The 14,631-nt window shown below is 68.6% G+C and carries 14 protein-coding genes and 1 tRNA gene; 5 read left to right on the top strand and 10 right to left on the bottom strand.

Annotated features, from left to right (window positions below; translation table 11 throughout):
* Nucleotides 1-147: 147 nt before the first annotated feature.
* Nucleotides 148-1,701, top strand: coding sequence for a tryptophan halogenase family protein (locus tag AC07O8_RS04595; RefSeq protein WP_495046900.1), 1,554 nt, complete (start codon nt 148-150; stop codon nt 1,699-1,701).
* A gap of 76 nt (nt 1,702-1,777) precedes the next feature.
* On the opposite strand, the gene AC07O8_RS04590 is transcribed toward AC07O8_RS04595, so the two are convergent.
* The 6 genes from AC07O8_RS04590 to AC07O8_RS04565 form a co-directional block, all read right to left on the bottom strand.
* Nucleotides 1,778-2,854, bottom strand: a complete 1,077-nt coding sequence (locus AC07O8_RS04590; protein ID WP_495046899.1) for a LacI family DNA-binding transcriptional regulator — start codon at nt 2,852-2,854, stop codon at nt 1,778-1,780.
* Between the two features lie 234 nt (nt 2,855-3,088).
* Nucleotides 3,089-3,173 (bottom strand) — tRNA-Leu (locus AC07O8_RS04585).
* A gap of 78 nt (nt 3,174-3,251) precedes the next feature.
* Nucleotides 3,252-4,673, bottom strand: a complete 1,422-nt coding sequence (locus AC07O8_RS04580; RefSeq protein WP_495046898.1) for an FAD-binding oxidoreductase — start codon at nt 4,671-4,673, stop codon at nt 3,252-3,254.
* Entirely contained in the window at nt 4,667-5,770 is a 1,104-nt protein-coding gene (locus AC07O8_RS04575) for a 2-oxoadipate dioxygenase/decarboxylase family protein (RefSeq protein WP_495046897.1), read from the bottom strand. The genes AC07O8_RS04580 and AC07O8_RS04575 overlap by 7 nt, the downstream gene beginning before the upstream one ends.
* Nucleotides 5,763-7,268 carry an L-piperidine-6-carboxylate dehydrogenase gene (gene amaB, locus AC07O8_RS04570; protein WP_495046896.1) on the bottom strand — a complete coding sequence of 502 codons (1,506 nt, stop codon included), beginning with the start codon at nt 7,266-7,268 and terminating at the stop codon, nt 5,763-5,765. The genes AC07O8_RS04575 and amaB overlap by 8 nt, the downstream gene beginning before the upstream one ends.
* Before the next feature lie 84 nt (nt 7,269-7,352).
* Nucleotides 7,353-8,447 carry a saccharopine dehydrogenase family protein gene (locus AC07O8_RS04565; RefSeq protein ID WP_495046895.1) on the bottom strand — a complete coding sequence of 365 codons (1,095 nt, stop codon included), beginning with the start codon at nt 8,445-8,447 and terminating at the stop codon, nt 7,353-7,355.
* Nucleotides 8,448-8,644: 197 nt separating this feature from the next.
* On the opposite strand from AC07O8_RS04565, the gene AC07O8_RS04560 reads away from it, so the two are divergent.
* From AC07O8_RS04560 to AC07O8_RS04545, 4 genes are all read left to right on the top strand, one after another.
* Nucleotides 8,645-9,160, top strand: coding sequence for an Lrp/AsnC family transcriptional regulator (locus tag AC07O8_RS04560; protein WP_495046894.1), 516 nt, complete (start codon nt 8,645-8,647; stop codon nt 9,158-9,160).
* A 168-nt stretch (nt 9,161-9,328) separates the two neighbouring features.
* Nucleotides 9,329-9,463 (top strand): hypothetical protein, encoded by a 135-nt coding sequence (locus AC07O8_RS04555; protein ID WP_297523812.1) that lies wholly within the window; start codon nt 9,329-9,331, stop codon nt 9,461-9,463.
* Between the two features lie 38 nt (nt 9,464-9,501).
* Entirely contained in the window at nt 9,502-9,756 is a 255-nt protein-coding gene (locus AC07O8_RS04550) for a hypothetical protein (RefSeq protein ID WP_495046893.1), read from the top strand.
* Between the two features lie 67 nt (nt 9,757-9,823).
* Nucleotides 9,824-10,402 carry an NnrU family protein gene (locus tag AC07O8_RS04545; protein ID WP_495046892.1) on the top strand — a complete coding sequence of 193 codons (579 nt, stop codon included), beginning with the start codon at nt 9,824-9,826 and terminating at the stop codon, nt 10,400-10,402.
* Nucleotides 10,403-10,447: 45 nt separating this feature from the next.
* On the opposite strand, the gene AC07O8_RS04540 is transcribed toward AC07O8_RS04545, so the two are convergent.
* The 4 genes from AC07O8_RS04540 to AC07O8_RS04525 all read right to left on the bottom strand — a co-directional run bounded on the left by AC07O8_RS04540 (nt 10,448) and on the right by AC07O8_RS04525 (nt 14,507).
* On the bottom strand, nt 10,448-11,347 hold the full coding sequence (locus AC07O8_RS04540) for a hypothetical protein (RefSeq protein ID WP_495046891.1): 900 nt from the start codon (nt 11,345-11,347) through the stop codon (nt 10,448-10,450).
* A 93-nt stretch (nt 11,348-11,440) separates the two neighbouring features.
* Nucleotides 11,441-12,313 carry an ABC transporter ATP-binding protein gene (locus tag AC07O8_RS04535; protein ID WP_495046890.1) on the bottom strand — a complete coding sequence of 291 codons (873 nt, stop codon included), beginning with the start codon at nt 12,311-12,313 and terminating at the stop codon, nt 11,441-11,443.
* Nucleotides 12,310-12,660 (bottom strand): GntR family transcriptional regulator, encoded by a 351-nt coding sequence (locus AC07O8_RS04530; RefSeq protein ID WP_495046889.1) that lies wholly within the window; start codon nt 12,658-12,660, stop codon nt 12,310-12,312. The genes AC07O8_RS04535 and AC07O8_RS04530 overlap by 4 nt, the downstream gene beginning before the upstream one ends.
* Before the next feature lie 227 nt (nt 12,661-12,887).
* Nucleotides 12,888-14,507 (bottom strand): sigma-54 interaction domain-containing protein, encoded by a 1,620-nt coding sequence (locus AC07O8_RS04525; RefSeq protein ID WP_495046888.1) that lies wholly within the window; start codon nt 14,505-14,507, stop codon nt 12,888-12,890.
* Nucleotides 14,508-14,631 lie beyond the last annotated feature (124 nt).

Genomic DNA, 14,631 nt, shown 5'->3' with positions numbered 1-14,631 from the left:
TGTTCCGGGTGGTGTTCTTCTAATTTGCGTGCATCGTAGGCAACGGATGACAACGTTGTCAACGCTCTGATTGACATCGTTGTCATTTTGCTCACTATCATTTACCCGTAGACCGGGATCCACCGGCAGACCTCAGGAGACAAGCGCATGCAGCCCATCCAGGACATCCTCATCGTCGGCGGCGGAACGGCCGGCTGGCTCACCGCCGCGTTCCTCGCGCGGCAGCTCGGCACCGCGCACGGCGGCATCCGCATCACGCTGGTGGAGTCCAGCGACATCGGCATCATCGGCGTGGGCGAAGGCACCTTCCCGTCGATCCGCGGCACGCTGTCGGCGATCGGCATCGGGGAGGCGGAGTTCCTCGAGGCCTGCTCGGCGACCTACAAGCAGGGCATCCGTTTCGAGCATTGGGTGCGGCCGCCGGGGACGCCGGGCGCCGATCACTACTTCCATCCCTTCAGCCAGCCGAGCCAGCGCCCCGGCGCGCCGGAGCTGCTGCCGTACTGGCTGATGGGCGATGCCGGCGAGGGCCGCGCGTTCGCCGAGGCGGTGACGCTGCAGAAAGCCGTCGCCGATGCGCGGCACGGGCCGAAACGCGCGAGCGACGGGGACTTCCTCGGGCCGCTGAACTACGCGTACCACTTCGACGCCGGGCGTTTCGCGGCGCTGCTGGCGGAACATGGGCAGGCCCTCGGCGTGAAGCGCGTGATCGCGACGGTGGATCGCGTGGATCTCGATGAACAGGGCGCGATCGCCGCAGTGCACACGAAGGAGGCCGGCACGCTGAGGGCCGGGTTGTACGTCGATTGCAGCGGCTTCCGCGCGCGGCTGATCGGCGAGGCGCTGGGCTCGCCGTTCAGGTCGATGCGCGACGTGCTCTTCGTCGACAGCGCGCTGGCGATGCAGGTGCCCTATGCGCGGCTCGACGCGCCGATCGCGTCGTACACGATCGCCAGCGCGCAGGACCACGGCTGGATCTGGGACATCGGCCTGCAGGAGCGACGCGGCATCGGCCACGTCTACAGCAGCCGGCACTGCGACGACGACGAGGCGGAGCGCGCGCTGCGTCGCTACATCGGGCCGGCGTCGGAGACGCTGACGCCGCGCAAGCTCGCGCTCCACATCGGGTATCGGGAGACGCAGTGGGTGAAGAACTGCGTCGCGGTCGGCCTGTCGGGGGGATTCCTGGAGCCGCTGGAATCATCGGGCATCGGGCTCATCGAGACGGCGGCCTACCTGATCGGACAGCTGTTCCCGTTCAACGGCGACACGGCGCCGGTGGCGAAGCACTTCAATGCGTTCATGAGCGAGCGCTACGCGCGGATCGTCGATTTCATCAAGCTGCATTACGGGCTGACGCAGCGCACGGACACCGCGTTCTGGCGCGACAACGCGGATCCGGCCTCGTTCACCGAGTCCTTGAAGGAGAAGCTCGCGATGTGGCACTGCCGGCCGCCGCAGCGGCTGGACTTCATCACCGATGTGGAGATGTACCTGCCGGCGAGTTGGCAGTACGTGCTCTACGGGATGGAATTCAAGACGCGGCTCGGCGCCGGCGCCGCGGCGTTGATGCGCGGCGAGGACGCACGGCGGGAGTTCGCGACGATCGCGCAGCTCGGTGCGCATGCGCTGCGGGACCTGCCGCCGCATCGGGTGTTGATCGAGCAGCTGCTCGCGCGGACGGGGCGGCAGGCCGCCTGAAGGGCGTCGCGAGCCGGGGGTCCTGAGGCAGGCCTCGGGCCGTTCGAGGCGTTCGAGGCTTCAGGCTTCTCGGCGTTCACGCCTTCTTGAGACGAGGCGCGGTGGTCGTGCCAAGCACTGCGGTGGAATCGCGCACGACCAGTTCGTGCGGCAGCACGCGATGGCGGGATGTCGCGGCCTCGTCGGCTTCCAGCTCAGGCTCCGCGTCACGCGGCGCGCCGATCAGCAGGTCGACCGCGACCCGCGCCATGTCGTCCATCGGCTGGCGCACCGTCGTCAGCGGCGGCCACACGCGCGCGGCCGCGGGCGTGTCGTCGAAGCCGGCGATCGAGAGGTCGCCCGGCACTGCCAGGCCGAGTCGCTGCGCCGCGGCCAGCACGCCCAGCGCCATGTCGTCGTTGCTCGCGAAGACCGCAGTCGGACGCTGGCGGCGGCTCAGCAACTGGTAGGCGGCCTCGACCCCGGTGTCGAAGGTGAAGTCGCCCTGCACCACCAGATCCTTGTCCAGCGGCAGCTTGTGCGCCTTCAGGGCGGCCAAGTAGCCCTGGTAGCGGCGCTTGGACGCGACCTGCTCCTTCGCGCCCTTGATGATCGCGATGCGGGTGTGGCCCAGGCTGATCAGCAGGTTGGTGATCTCCTCCGCCGCGTGCACGTCGTCCATGCGGACGCTCGGGTGGTCGGGCTCGTCGGCCGCCGGGGAGATCAGCACGCACGGCGTCTGGCTCTCGCGCAAGGCCGACAGCACCTGCGGGTTGTCGCACAGCGGCGGGGTGAGGATCATGCCGTCCGGGCGCAGCGCGGAGACCATGCGGTCGACTTGCATCGCGAGGTCGGGCGCGTCGTTGTGGAGGGATTCGACGACGAGGTGGTAACCCGCCTCGCGGCAACGCAGCGTCGCGCCTTGCTGCACGCCGCCGACGAAGGCCGCCGACGGGTCGTAGTACAGCAGGCCGATCAGGAAGGACCGTCCGCCGGCCAGGCTGCGGGCCGATTGCTTGGGACGGTATTTGAGGTCGGCCACGACCTTCAGGACCGCCTCGCGGGTTTCGGCATGAACGCCCGGCTCCTGGTTCAGGACCCGGGAGACCGTCTTGATGGAGACCCCCGCTTCTCGGGCAACGTCGATGATGGTGGCGGGTTTACGTGGCGGCATAAGAATCCGAAATGCTCGCCCGACTTTGCCATAGGGACACGATCGCGTGGGCATACGGCCTTGGAGCATTTGAACTCCGCACGCTGCCACCGCGGAGAGGACTCGGTCACGCAAGCGCGACCCCGGTTTGGACCTCCCGGTCCAAACCATTCGAGTCCTCCCGTGATGTCCACCGGACATCACTTCCTGGGCTTCAGAATGAGAAAAGCCGGCTGGAAGCCGGCTTTTCATATTTGGTGCCCAGGAGAGGACTCGAACCTCCACGGAGTTACCCGCTAGTACCTGAAACTAGTGCGTCTACCAATTCCGCCACCTGGGCTTTCAGGATTTCTTCGTCACAACTTGCGTTGCAGCGAGGAATTGGACTTTAGCACGCTTTCGAATACTGGCAAGCGATTCAGCCGCCCCAGCTCACTTTTCCCAGACGGGTGTGCGGATCCCACAACGTCTGTACTCTCCTCGCCCAATCCAACATCGCGGGCTCCACGCGCTCCCAATGCGCCCGATACGCCGCCTGCAGTTGAGGCCCGACCCCGTGCTCCGCGCTGATGGACCCGCCGAGTTCCGCGACCAGCGCATACAGTCCCTCGCGCAGGGTCAGCTCTTGCTCCGGCGTGAGTGATCCGGCATCCACCGGCCACACCATGTTGAAGTGCATCCCGCCGTCGCCGAGGTGCCCGAAGTCGGCCAGCCGCACCTGCGGGAAGCGCTCGGCCAGCCATGCCGCCCCGCGCTCGCGGAAGGCCATGAAGTGGCGCCGCGGCAGCGAGAGATCGAGTCCGATCACCTTGCCCTGCACCCGCAACCCTTCGCTGATGCGATGGCGCAGGCCCCAGATCGCCTCGTCGGCATCCAGCACCGCATCCCGCACGCGCCCGGATTCGAATTCGGTTTCCAGCCAGCCCTGCAGCAGTCCGTCGAGCGCCAGCTGATCCGCCGGCAGCTCGCTGCTGAGCTCGATGAGCATCGCATAGTCCGGCAGTTGTCTTTCGAACCACCGCGCCACGTCCTGGCCGTGGAGTCCGGCCTCCAGCGCCGCGCGGCTGATGCCTTCGAAGGCGGACACCAACCCGCCCCAGCGCTGCATCACATCGGCGTAGAGCGGGAACACCGCTGCCAGCGACGACGGCGCCACCAGCGCCACGGCCCGTTGACGCGGCAAGGGCGCGAGCTTGATCGTGACCTCGCTGACCAGCCCGAGGCTGCCCGACGAGCCGATGAACAGCTGCCCCAAGGCGAGCGCCGAGTTGTCCTTCTGCAGCCCCTGCCCCAGGCGCAGGACCTGACCCGCCGGTTCCGCCAGCACGACTTCCAGCGCCAGCGTGTTGGCGCGCACGTCGCCGTAGCGCAGCATCCGCGTGCCGCCGGTGTTGTGCGCGACCATGCCGCCGATCGACGGATCGGCGCTCAGGTCGACGGGGAACCACAGGCCGTGCGGCTCCAGGCGTTCATTGATCTCCGACAAACGGAAGCCCGACGACACGCGCAGCGTGCGATCGAGCAGGTCGAGGTCGAAGACCTCGCGCAGGCGTTCGGTGCTCAGGAGCACTTCTCCGTTCGCGTCGTCCGGCGTGCCCGCGCGGACCAGCCCGGTATGCGCGCCCTGCACCACGACGCGCAGCCCGCAGGCCGCCGCGAGCGCCAGCACCCGCGCCGCCTCGTCGCGGCTGCCCGGGCGCACGAGCGCGGCTGCCCGCCCCGCCGCGTAGCGCGCCGGCTGGAGGAAGCGCGGCTCGATGTCCGCGCCGACCTGCACGAAGGCTTCGCCGCAGACGCCGATCGCCTCCGCGAGGAAACCGCCGGCCTGGAAGCTCAGCACGCCGCGGCCTCGCCCGCCGTGTCGGCATCCTTGGCGGCGCCGGCCGTCATCTTGAAGATGCCGGTCGCGTTGCCCGCGTCGAAGGCCAGGTCCAACGCGCCGGAATCATCGAGCGGCGCGCGCTGGATGAATTCGTGGAAGCTGCCCGGCACCTCGAGCATCACGCGCTGGCCGCGATCGAGGAACTCGCGCATCACGCGCGCCGCCTTGAACGCGGTCTGACGCACGCGCCCGGTCGCCGAGGTCTCGATCGTGTCCTTCACCGGCCGGTCGAGCCCGCGCTGCGCCGCGACGACGGACTCGATGTCGGCCACGCGATCGGTCGCATGGTTGAAGGCGTTGCCTTCGGTGGCGATCCAGGCCATCTCGGCCGATTCGCTGAGCAGCAGCTGGTAGTCGTCCGCCTCGAACAGCCCATGCTGCCGGGCGAAACAGCCGACCAGCTTCGAGAGCAGCGCCACCGCCGACGCGGTCGGCAGCTCGCCGTCGCGCGCGAGCTGCTCCAGCAGCGCGAGCTCACCCGGCGTCAGCGGATCCTGCGACGTCGACAGCACCCGCGTCACCGCCTCCTGGAAGCTGCCGGAGAAACGCTCCGGATGCAGCTCCGACACGAAGAACTGGGCGATGTCTTCCGGGAAGTCGGCGTGGCGCCAGGCGCGGCCGGTCATCTTCAGACGCGGCAGCGGATAGGTCGCCGCCATCGCGAAGCCCAGCGGTCTCAACACGCGGGTGATCGCGGCCTCGCCCGGCGGCAGCGCGCCGGACGGCCAGGCCACCGTGCGCAGCGCGCCGTGGTCGAAGACCAGTTGCTGCCCGTCGCGCTGCAGGTCGGCCACGTAGGCCGCCGCCATCGGCACGCGGTCGGTCACGTCGAGGAACAGCGCCATGTTCAGCGCCTGGGCCAGCTCGGCGCGCGACACACGCTCGCCGGCCGGACGCAGCAGCGACTGCACGACCTGCACGCGTGCGAAGGCGGCACGGGCCGCCTCGTCGCCGAGCGCGCCGCGCAGCAGCTGGAACAGCCCGCTGTCCACCGCCGCCGCGACCTTGGCAGTGAGCGCTGGCAACGCCTTCAGCTCCGCGGTCCGCTCAGACATCGAACTTCACGCCCTGCGCCAGCGGCAGCTCGCGCGAGTAGTTGACGGTGTTGGTCGTGCGGCGCATGTAAGCCTTCCACGCGTCCGAGCCGGATTCGCGGCCGCCGCCAGTCTCCTTCTCGCCGCCGAAGGCGCCGCCGATCTCCGCGCCCGAGGTGCCGATGTTCACGTTGGCGATCCCGCAATCGGAACCGCTGGCGCTGACGAAGGTCTCGGCCTCGCGGATGTCGTTGGTGAAGATCGCCGAGGACAGGCCCTGCGGCACGTCGTTCTGCAGCGCGATCGCCTCGTCCAGCGTCTTGTACTTCAGCGTGTACAGGATGGGCGCGAAGGTCTCGTGCTTCACGATGGCCGACTGCGCCGGCATGCGGACCAGCGCGGGCACCGCGTAGAACGCTTCCGGGTACTGGGACGCCAGCGCGCGTTCGCCGCCGCTGACTTCGCCGCCCTGTTCGCGCGCGGCCGCCAGGGCCGATTGCATCGCGTCGAAGGCGGCCTTGTCGATCAGCGGGCCGATCAGGTTGCCGGGCTCGACCGGGCTGCCGATCTTCAGCTGCGCGCGGGCGCGGTCCAGGCGGGCGACGAGCTCGTCATGGATGGCCTCATGCGCGATCACGCGGCGCGTGGTCGTGCAACGCTGGCCGGCCGTGCCGTAAGCGCCGAACAGGATGCCGCGCACGGCGAGGTCCAGGTCCGCGCTCGGCGTGACGACGATGGCGTTGTTGCCCCCCAGCTCCAGCAGGCAGCGGCCGAAGCGCGCCGCGACGCGCGGGCCGACCGCGCGGCCCATGCGCGTCGAGCCGGTCGCGGAGACCAGCGCCACGCGGGCGTCGTCGACCAGCGCCTCGCCGACGGCCGCGCCGCCGATGAGCACCTGCGACAGGAACTTCGGCGCGCCCTCGTAACGGGCGACGGCCTTCTCGAACAGCGCCTGCGTCGCGAGCGCCGTCAGCGGGGTCTTCTCGCTGGGCTTCCAGATGCAGGTGTCGCCGCAGACCAGCGCGAGCGCCGAGTTCCACGCCCACACCGCCACGGGGAAGTTGAACGCCGAGATGATGCCCACCACGCCCAGCGGCAGGTACTGCTCCATCATGCGGTGGCCGGGACGCTCGCTGGCGATCGTCAGGCCGTGCAGCTGGCGCGACAGGCCGACGGCGAAGTCGCAGATGTCGATCATCTCCTGCACTTCGCCTTCGCCCTCGCTGGTCACCTTGCCGGCTTCCAGCGAAACGAGTCGGGCCAGCGCCGCCTTGTTGGCGCGCAGTTCCTCGCCGAACAGGCGGACCAGTTCGCCGCGCTTGGGGGCCGGCACGGTGCGCCAGGCCAGGAAGGCCTGCTGCGCGTTCGCGATCGCGGCGGTCATGTCGGCGGCCTTGGCCTCATGGACCGCGCCGATCACGGCGCCGTCGATGGGGCTGCGGACGGTCATGGCGCCGCCCGTGAAGGCGGCGGCCGGCACGCCCAGGGCGGCCAGCAGGTCGGTGGTGGTGGAAGTCATCGGGGAATTCTCCTTCAGGCGTTCAGGCGGGTCGTGCGATCAGCCGATCGATCAGCCGATCGATCAGCCGATCGAATCGATCGTTCAACCAATCGATTCGACCTGGCGCGACTGTTGATAGGCCTTGCCGAAACGGTTCGCCAGGAAGTCCGGCAGCGCCACTTCTTCCTGACGGACGAAGCCTGACTGCGGCAGCTTGCCTTCGCGGAACAGGTCGACCGCGGCGCAGATGCCGGCGGCGGTGGTGATCTGGATGGCCGACAGCGGCTGGGCGCCGTCGCGCTCGGCGAAGATCTTGCGGGCGAAGACTTCCTGCATCAGCACGCCGTTCTTCATGCCCGAGACGGTCACGAACACCAGCACCACGTCCTGCATCGTCGCCGGCATGCTCTTGCGCATGATGTCCTTGAGCTTCTCCTGGTCGTTCTTCAGCGCCAGGTCGTCCAGCAGGAACATCATCAGGTCGCGGTGGCCCGGATAACGGACGGTCTTGTAATCCAGGTTGCGGACCTTGTTCTCCCAGGTCTCGCACAGCGTGCCCAGGCCGCCGGAGGTGTTGAAGGCCTCGTACTCCGTGCCGTCCAGCGAGAAGTGCTCCAGGCCTTCCAGCGGCAGCGCGGCGATGGAAGCGCCGTCGTGGATGGCTTCGCAGGGATGGCAGTACTCGTTGATCAGGCCGTCGACGGACCAGGTCAGGTTGTACTTCAGCGCGTTGGTCGGGAAAGCCGGCAGCGCGCCGACGCGCATCTTCACGTCGCTCAGCGAGTCGAAGCTCTTGGCCAGGTGGTGCGCGACGATGCCGATGAAGCCCGGTGCCAGGCCGCACTGCGGCATGAAGGCGGTCTTCGCGCCTTCGGCGATGCGCTTGATCTCCTTGGTCGCGGCCACGTCCTCGGTGAGGTCGAAGTAGTGGCAGCCGGCTTCCAGCGCCATGTGCGCGGCGGTGATGGCCAAGTGGTACGGCAGCGCGTTCACGACCACGTCGTTGCCGCGCAGCGCGGCGGCGAGCTGCGCCTTGTCCTCGGTGTCGACCGTCTTCGTCGCGAGGCCCTGGCCGGCCAGCAGCTGCAGCGCGGCGGCGTTCTTGTCGATCACGGTGACCTGGTAGTCGCCGCTGCCCTGCAGCAGTCGAGCAATGGTCTGGCCGATGTGTCCGGCGCCCAGCAGTGCCACTTTCATGTCGTTCTCCTTGTGATCCTGTGCGGATGAGGTTTCAGATGCGATGCCCGCAGTGTCCGAAGCTCCGCTGACGAAAGAAAGCGCGAGTTCGACGAAAAACACCCCGATACTGACGATCCGTCAGCCGGATCCTTCATTCCGGCGAAAACGAGGGTTTATCCCGAGCACTCCGTCACAGCCTGCCGAAGGCCTCCTCCATGAACGCGAAGAAGACCGCGCCCACACCGGCCACCGCATCGCTGCCCTCATCGCCGTCATCGCCCTCATCGCCCGCGACCCTGCGCGACCAGACCGACCGCGACCTGATCGCGCTGCTGCAGGCGAATGCGCGCGAGAGCACCGCCGACCTTGCACGCAAGTTGGGCGTGGCCCGCACCACCGTGGTGGCGCGACTGGCGCGGCTGGAGGCCGACGGGCTGATCGCCGGCTACACGGTGCGCCTGGGCGGAGAGGCCGTCGAGCGCGGCGTGCAGGCCTTCGTCGGCATCACGGTGCAGCCCCGCGCCGGACGCGAGGTGGTGAAGCTGCTCTCGCGCCTGCCCGAACTGCGGCAACTGGCGTCGGTCAGCGGCGAGTTCGACTACATGGCCACGCTGCGCGCCGACAGCACCGCGCGCCTGGACGCGCTGCTCGACGAGATCGGCGACATCGAGGGCGTGATCAAGACGCACACGTCGGTGCTGCTGGCGCTGCGGGTGGACCGGAGCGCGTGACGCTCACGCGATGAAGCGCTCAGGTGAGCGCACCTGAGGCCACCTCGCCCGGACTCTGTCAGTCGTGTGGCGCGTGAGTAACGTCATGTTTTAGGGGGGCGCTGCCGTCAACGCGGCGAGTTGGCACGCCGTTTGCAAATCATGAGTCGCCAGCTCAAGGAGCGCACCATGTCGAAGCCCACCGTCACCGCCAAGCACGTCCCGCCGATCTTCATCGGCATGAAGGCCCTCGCGATCCTCGCGGTGGCCTGGGGCGCGGTCTATCCGACGCTGCTGTGGGGCCTCGGCGCCGTGCTGCCCTGAGCACCGCGGCGACCTCCACCTCCACCGGAGTCCCCGCCATGAAAGCTCCTGCCCGTCTGCACGGCACCGCGCCGCCCATTCCGGCGCAGCCGCCCATTGCCGCCCACCGCTGGCGCCGCCTGCTGCTGCCCGCGATCGGCATCCTCGTCGCGGTGCTGGCCCTGCTGGCCGCGATGGCCTGGCTCGACCATGCCGAAGGTGACCTGCGCCAAGTCCGGGCGCCGACGAACCCGTCGTCCGCCACCCCGGTGACGTCGCCCGCATTCCAGCCGCCCGCGACAACGGTCTCTTGATCCGGATACCGCTGGTGATGTCCTCCCGGCGAGCGCATAGTCCGCGCCGCAAAGGAGCGACTTCACCATGTGGGCACTCATCCTCGGACTGATCCTTTTCCTCGGGCCTCATTCGGTCCGCATCGTGGCGCCAGCCTGGCGCGACCGCCGCCTCGCCGCCTGGGGCGAGAAACGCTGGAAGCTCAGCTACACCGCGGTCTCCGTGATCGGCCTGCTGCTGATCATCTGGGGCTACGGGCAGGCGCGGCTGGATCCGCATCCGCTGTGGGCGACGCCCCGCGGCATGAACCACCTGGCCGGGCTGCTGATGCTGCCCTCGCTGATCCTGCTGGCGGCGTCGCACGTGCCGCGCAACCACTTCAAGGCGAAGCTGCATCACCCGATGCTGCTGGCCGTGAAGCTGTGGGCTTTCGGTCACCTGCTGGCCAACAACACCGTCGCGGACCTCGTGCTGTTCGGCGCCTTCCTGGCCTGGGCGATCCTGGATTTCCGATCGGCCCGGCGTCGTCCCACGCCGCCGCCTCCCGCGGGGACCGCCAAGGGGACGGCGATCTCGGTGGCGATCGGCGTGGTCGCCTGGATCGCGCTGGTCATGGGGCTGCACCGGTGGATCATCGGCGTCAGCCCCTTCCCGACGATGGGATGAACGGTGGGATGAAAGAAGCGCCCGCGAGGGGCGCTCCGTGTCCGTTCAGAGGCTGCGCTTGCGCTGCAGGACCAGCAGCCAGAAGCACAGGGCCGCGAGGATCAGTCCGCCGATGAACTGCGGATGCCACGCGGCCTGCAGCACCTGCGGCAGGCCCTCCCGGGCGTAGTCCGGGAAGCTGTAGAGCATGTTGAAGAAGTCCTGCAGGTTGAGGTGGCCCTCGCTGTCCGAATCGATGACCAGCTTGGTCCCGGTCTGGACCAGCGATCGGCCGACCCCGGCGACCTGGGTGATCAGCGCATTGCGCAGCACTTCCGCGGCGGTCTCGTTCTTGTAGATGTTGAGGAAGGCCGAGACCGCGATCACGAGCAGCGGCGCGCCCCAGCGCTTCAGCCAGGCCGAGGCGGCCATGAGCGCGAGCACGATGGGCGAGAGCCACAGCGCCGCGAGCACCAGCCCGACGGCCAGCCGCAGGCCGAGCCACAGGGTCGCCTGGAACAGCGCGCCCCACTGCGTCTGCTGCAGCGCGGCGAAGCCGAATTCCTTGAACGCCATCGCCGACCCGACGATCGCGCCGCCGACCAGCGCCAGCAGCGTGGCGACGACGGGCACGAGGATGCCGTGGGCGACGATCGGCGCGCCGATGCTCGCCGCATGGCTGCCGGGCAGCGAGGACCAGAACTCGATCGAGCGATCCTGCTGGTCGCGACGGGCCAGGCCCATCAGCTGGTAGACGGACACGGCCAGGGCCAGCGCCAGCACCAGGCCGACGGTCAGCAGGCCGGCGATCAGCGCCACCGGCTCGGGACTCGGCACGTCGATGCCGTCGACCTGGCTGAACGGCACCAGGACCAGCAGCACCAGCACGGGCGCCAGCACCAGGCCGATCCAGGCCCGCTTGTATTGCAGCCACTCGCGCAGCAGCAGCGTGTTGAAGAGTGTCATGGGGGTGATCCTTTGAAGGGGGTCGCTGAGCGTCTATGAGCGTCTATGAGCGTCTATGAGCGTTGCTGTCGGGCCGGGCCGGGTCTGAGCCGGTCAGACCTCGGTCGCCTGGCGCTCGGGCTTGCGGGTCAGCGCCATGAACAGGTCGACGAGGCTGGGACGCACGCGCTGGCCCAGGTGGGCGACGGCGTCGGGCGGCACGCCGTCGAAGAGCGCCGCGGGGCGGCCCTGCACGCGGTAGCGCAGCAGCGGGTGGTTGGCGGCGACCAGCTCCGCGGCGTCGGGGTCGTGCGACAGCGCGACGAAGCGCTCGTCCATTTCCGCCAGCGAGATGTTCAGCACCAGCCGGCCCTCGTCGAGCATCAGCACGTCGGACAGCAGGCTTTCCACTTCCTCGACCTGGTGGGTGGAGATGAGCACCGAGCGCTCGCCGTCGCACCACTCGTCGATGAGCATCTCGTAGAAGCTCTTGCGCGACATCACGTCCAGGCCGAGCGTCGGCTCGTCGAGGATCATCAGCTTCGCGTCGATGGCCGCGATCAGCGCGAGGTGCAGCTGCGTGACCATGCCCTTGGAGAGATGCTTCACCTTGTCGTTCTCGGTGACCGAGGTGCGCCTGAGCAGTTGCCGGGCGCGGTCGGCGGAGAACCTGGGCTGCAGGCCGGCCATGAGGCGGATCAGCTCGGAGACCTTGGCCCAGCGCGGCAGGACGGCGACGTCGGGGATGTAGCAGAGCGAGGTCAGGAGCTGCGCGCGGTCGGCATGCGGATCCAGGCCGAGCACGCGGAGGTCGCCCTCGGCGCGCTTGAGGCCGACGAGCGTCTTCATCAGCGTGGTCTTGCCGGCGCCGTTGTGGCCGAGCAGCCCGACGACGCGGCCGGCGGGGATGGTGAAGGACAGGTCCTGCAGGGCGGCCTTGCGGCCGTAGTTCAGGCTCAGATGGCTGGCCTCGATGAGCGTCTTCATGCGTCCTCCCATTTCAGGTCCTGGGGCCGGAGGCCCAGGCGGCGAAGTTTCTCCCGCAGGCGGGGCCATTCCTCCTGGAGGAACTGCTCCCGCTCGGTGTGCAGCAAGCGGATGCGGGCGCCGTCGCGCACGTACATGCCCAGGCCGCGGCGGCTCTCGACGAGGCCCTCGTCGACGAGGGCTTGCAGCGCGCGGCTGACGGTCAGCGGGTTGATGAGGTACTGGCTTGCCAGCGTGCGCACGGAGGGCAGCGCTTCGCCCTCCGGGGGATCGCCGTCGAGCAGCTGCGACGCCAGTCGGTCGGCGAGCTGCTGATAGATCGGCGCTTGATCGTTCCAGCTGTGCATGACGCGGGGCGCGGAGCGCCGGTGTGTTGCTGATGTAGCACACCATAGCAAGACTCCCCCTCGCGCTCCCAGCGGGGGGCGACAGACTGCAGAAAAGGGGGGATGAAGCGGAGGGAGCGTCTGCCGAGACTCACCTGCGCCTGTGAGCGAACCGCAGCGGCCCCGTCGCGAGGAGTGCGCGAGACCTTCAGCTTGACGCCGCGGACCTGAGCCGACACTTCGGCCAATCACGCACGCCGCACGATGCCCAGCTTCTGCAGCTTGTATTGCAGTGAGGTGCGCTTCAAGCCGAGCCGGGCCGCCGCACCGGTTGGCCCGGCGATCACCCAGTTGCATTCTTCGAGCACTTGCAAGATGTGCTGGCGCTGCGCGCCGTCCAGGCTGTCGTCCACCGTCACCGCCACCGCCACCGCCGCCACCGCCGCGACCGCCGCGATCGCACCGCGCGACTTCAGCGCATCAGCAGGCACGCGCAGCGTTGAGTCGTGCGTGAGGATCACACAGCGCTCGATGACGTTGGACAGCTCGCGGACATTGCCGGGCCAGGCATAGCGGCACAAGGCTGCGAGCCCTTCAGGGTCCACCGCCGCAATAGAGCGGTTGTTCGCGCGTGCATGCAGTTGCAGGAAATGTTGCGCCAGCACGGGGATGTCCCCGCCCCGCTCTCGCAGCGGGGGCATCTCGACGGGGAACACATTCAGGCGGTAGTAAAGGTCTTCGCGAAAGGACCGGTCCTCCACCATCTGGGCAAGGTCGCGGTTGGACGCTGCGATCAGCCGCACATCGATGCGGCGGGTGTGGGCGCTGCCGAGCCGCTCGAATTCACGCTCCTGCAGCACGTGAAGCAGCTTGGCCTGAAGTTCGAGCGGGATCTCCCCCACTTCGTCGAGAAAGATCGTGCCCCGGTCTGCCAGCTCGAAGCGGCCGATTCGTTTGGCGACGGCGCCGGTGAAGGCACCCTTCTCGTGCCCGAAGAGCTCGGCTTCGAGCAGTCCCGCCGGTATGGCGGCGCAATTGAGCCGGACGAACGCATGCTGACTTCTGCGGCTCAGTCGGTGGATCGCGCGTGCGATCAGTTCCTTGCCTGTGCCGGTCTCGCCCTGGATGAGAACGCTTGCGTTCGTGGGCGCGACTTCCTCGACCAGCTTGAGCGCCTTGGTCAGCGACGCGCTCTTGCCGACGACACCGCCCCAGTGCTGTTCGCTCTCCTCGCGCAGGCAGGAGTTGTGCGCCTCCGCCGACTCCGCGCGGCGGTTCGCCGCCGACACCTGCGCCCGCTGCAGTTCGACCACGGCCTGGTTGACGGCGACCCGCAGCAGCAGCAGGTCGGTGTCCGTGGGGAACCCCGGGCGGCTGGAGCCGGCGAGCACCAGCCCGCCGCCCGCCCGCACGCCCAGCCCGAGAGAGCACACATGCAGCGTCCCCGCACCGAGTGGGTTGGGCACGACATGGCTCTCGCCGGCCTGCTGGGTACTCAGCCAGGGTTCGACGGCGTCGCGGATCTCGTGGACGTGCCGCGCCGCGTCCGGATAGCGTTCGCTGCAGGCCAGCTCCCGCGTGGCGCCGCCCGAGCCATCATCCAGGCGCGAATAGACGAGGTCCAGGTCCAGCAGTCGGGCCAGCATTTCCAGCAGGGCCTGCATGACGCGATCCGGCCCCTTGCCGGACCACAGGGCGGGCGCGGCGACGAGTCTGAGCAGCCCGTTGAAGCAGTCTTGAAGCCTGCGGATATCGGGGGAGGTGGAGGAGGATGAGGCCGATGAGGAGGAGGGGAAAGAAGAGGAGGACATGGTGAAGCCGGCTGGCACCCACGGGGGAATCGCAAATTCGCTGGACTGGGCGAACAAGCCGGCATCGACAAGACCACCGGTACAAAAGAAGAGCCTGCTGTTTTCACGTAAGCCTACGCCTTACAACAAAGTTAGGGCGTATTGCCGCTTTCACGAGCACGCTGATGCACCAGTGACCGGA

The organism is Roseateles sp. GW821-FHT09G09, assembly GCF_059415965.1.
The sequence above is the reverse complement of the archived record's forward strand: the minus strand, read 5'-3'. Positions and strand labels throughout refer to the sequence as shown.

Bases quoted from the DNA above. Each gene is read 5' to 3' on its own strand.
- AC07O8_RS04595 (WP_495046900.1), top strand. From the start codon at position 148: ATGCAGCCCATCCAGGACATCCTCATCGTCGGCGGCGGAACGGCCGGC.
- AC07O8_RS04590 (WP_495046899.1), bottom strand. From the start codon at position 2,854: ATGCCGCCACGTAAACCCGCCACCATCATCGACGTTGCCCGAGAAGCG.
- AC07O8_RS04575 (WP_495046897.1), bottom strand. From the start codon at position 5,770: ATGTCTGAGCGGACCGCGGAGCTGAAGGCGTTGCCAGCGCTCACTGCC.
- amaB (WP_495046896.1), bottom strand. From the start codon at position 7,268: ATGACTTCCACCACCACCGACCTGCTGGCCGCCCTGGGCGTGCCGGCC.
- AC07O8_RS04565 (WP_495046895.1), bottom strand. From the start codon at position 8,447: ATGAAAGTGGCACTGCTGGGCGCCGGACACATCGGCCAGACCATTGCT.
- AC07O8_RS04560 (WP_495046894.1), top strand. From the start codon at position 8,645: ATGAACGCGAAGAAGACCGCGCCCACACCGGCCACCGCATCGCTGCCC.
- AC07O8_RS04555 (WP_297523812.1), top strand. From the start codon at position 9,329: ATGTCGAAGCCCACCGTCACCGCCAAGCACGTCCCGCCGATCTTCATC.
- AC07O8_RS04550 (WP_495046893.1), top strand. From the start codon at position 9,502: ATGAAAGCTCCTGCCCGTCTGCACGGCACCGCGCCGCCCATTCCGGCG.
- AC07O8_RS04545 (WP_495046892.1), top strand. From the start codon at position 9,824: ATGTGGGCACTCATCCTCGGACTGATCCTTTTCCTCGGGCCTCATTCG.
- AC07O8_RS04540 (WP_495046891.1), bottom strand. From the start codon at position 11,347: ATGACACTCTTCAACACGCTGCTGCTGCGCGAGTGGCTGCAATACAAG.
- AC07O8_RS04535 (WP_495046890.1), bottom strand. From the start codon at position 12,313: ATGAAGACGCTCATCGAGGCCAGCCATCTGAGCCTGAACTACGGCCGC.
- AC07O8_RS04530 (WP_495046889.1), bottom strand. From the start codon at position 12,660: ATGCACAGCTGGAACGATCAAGCGCCGATCTATCAGCAGCTCGCCGAC.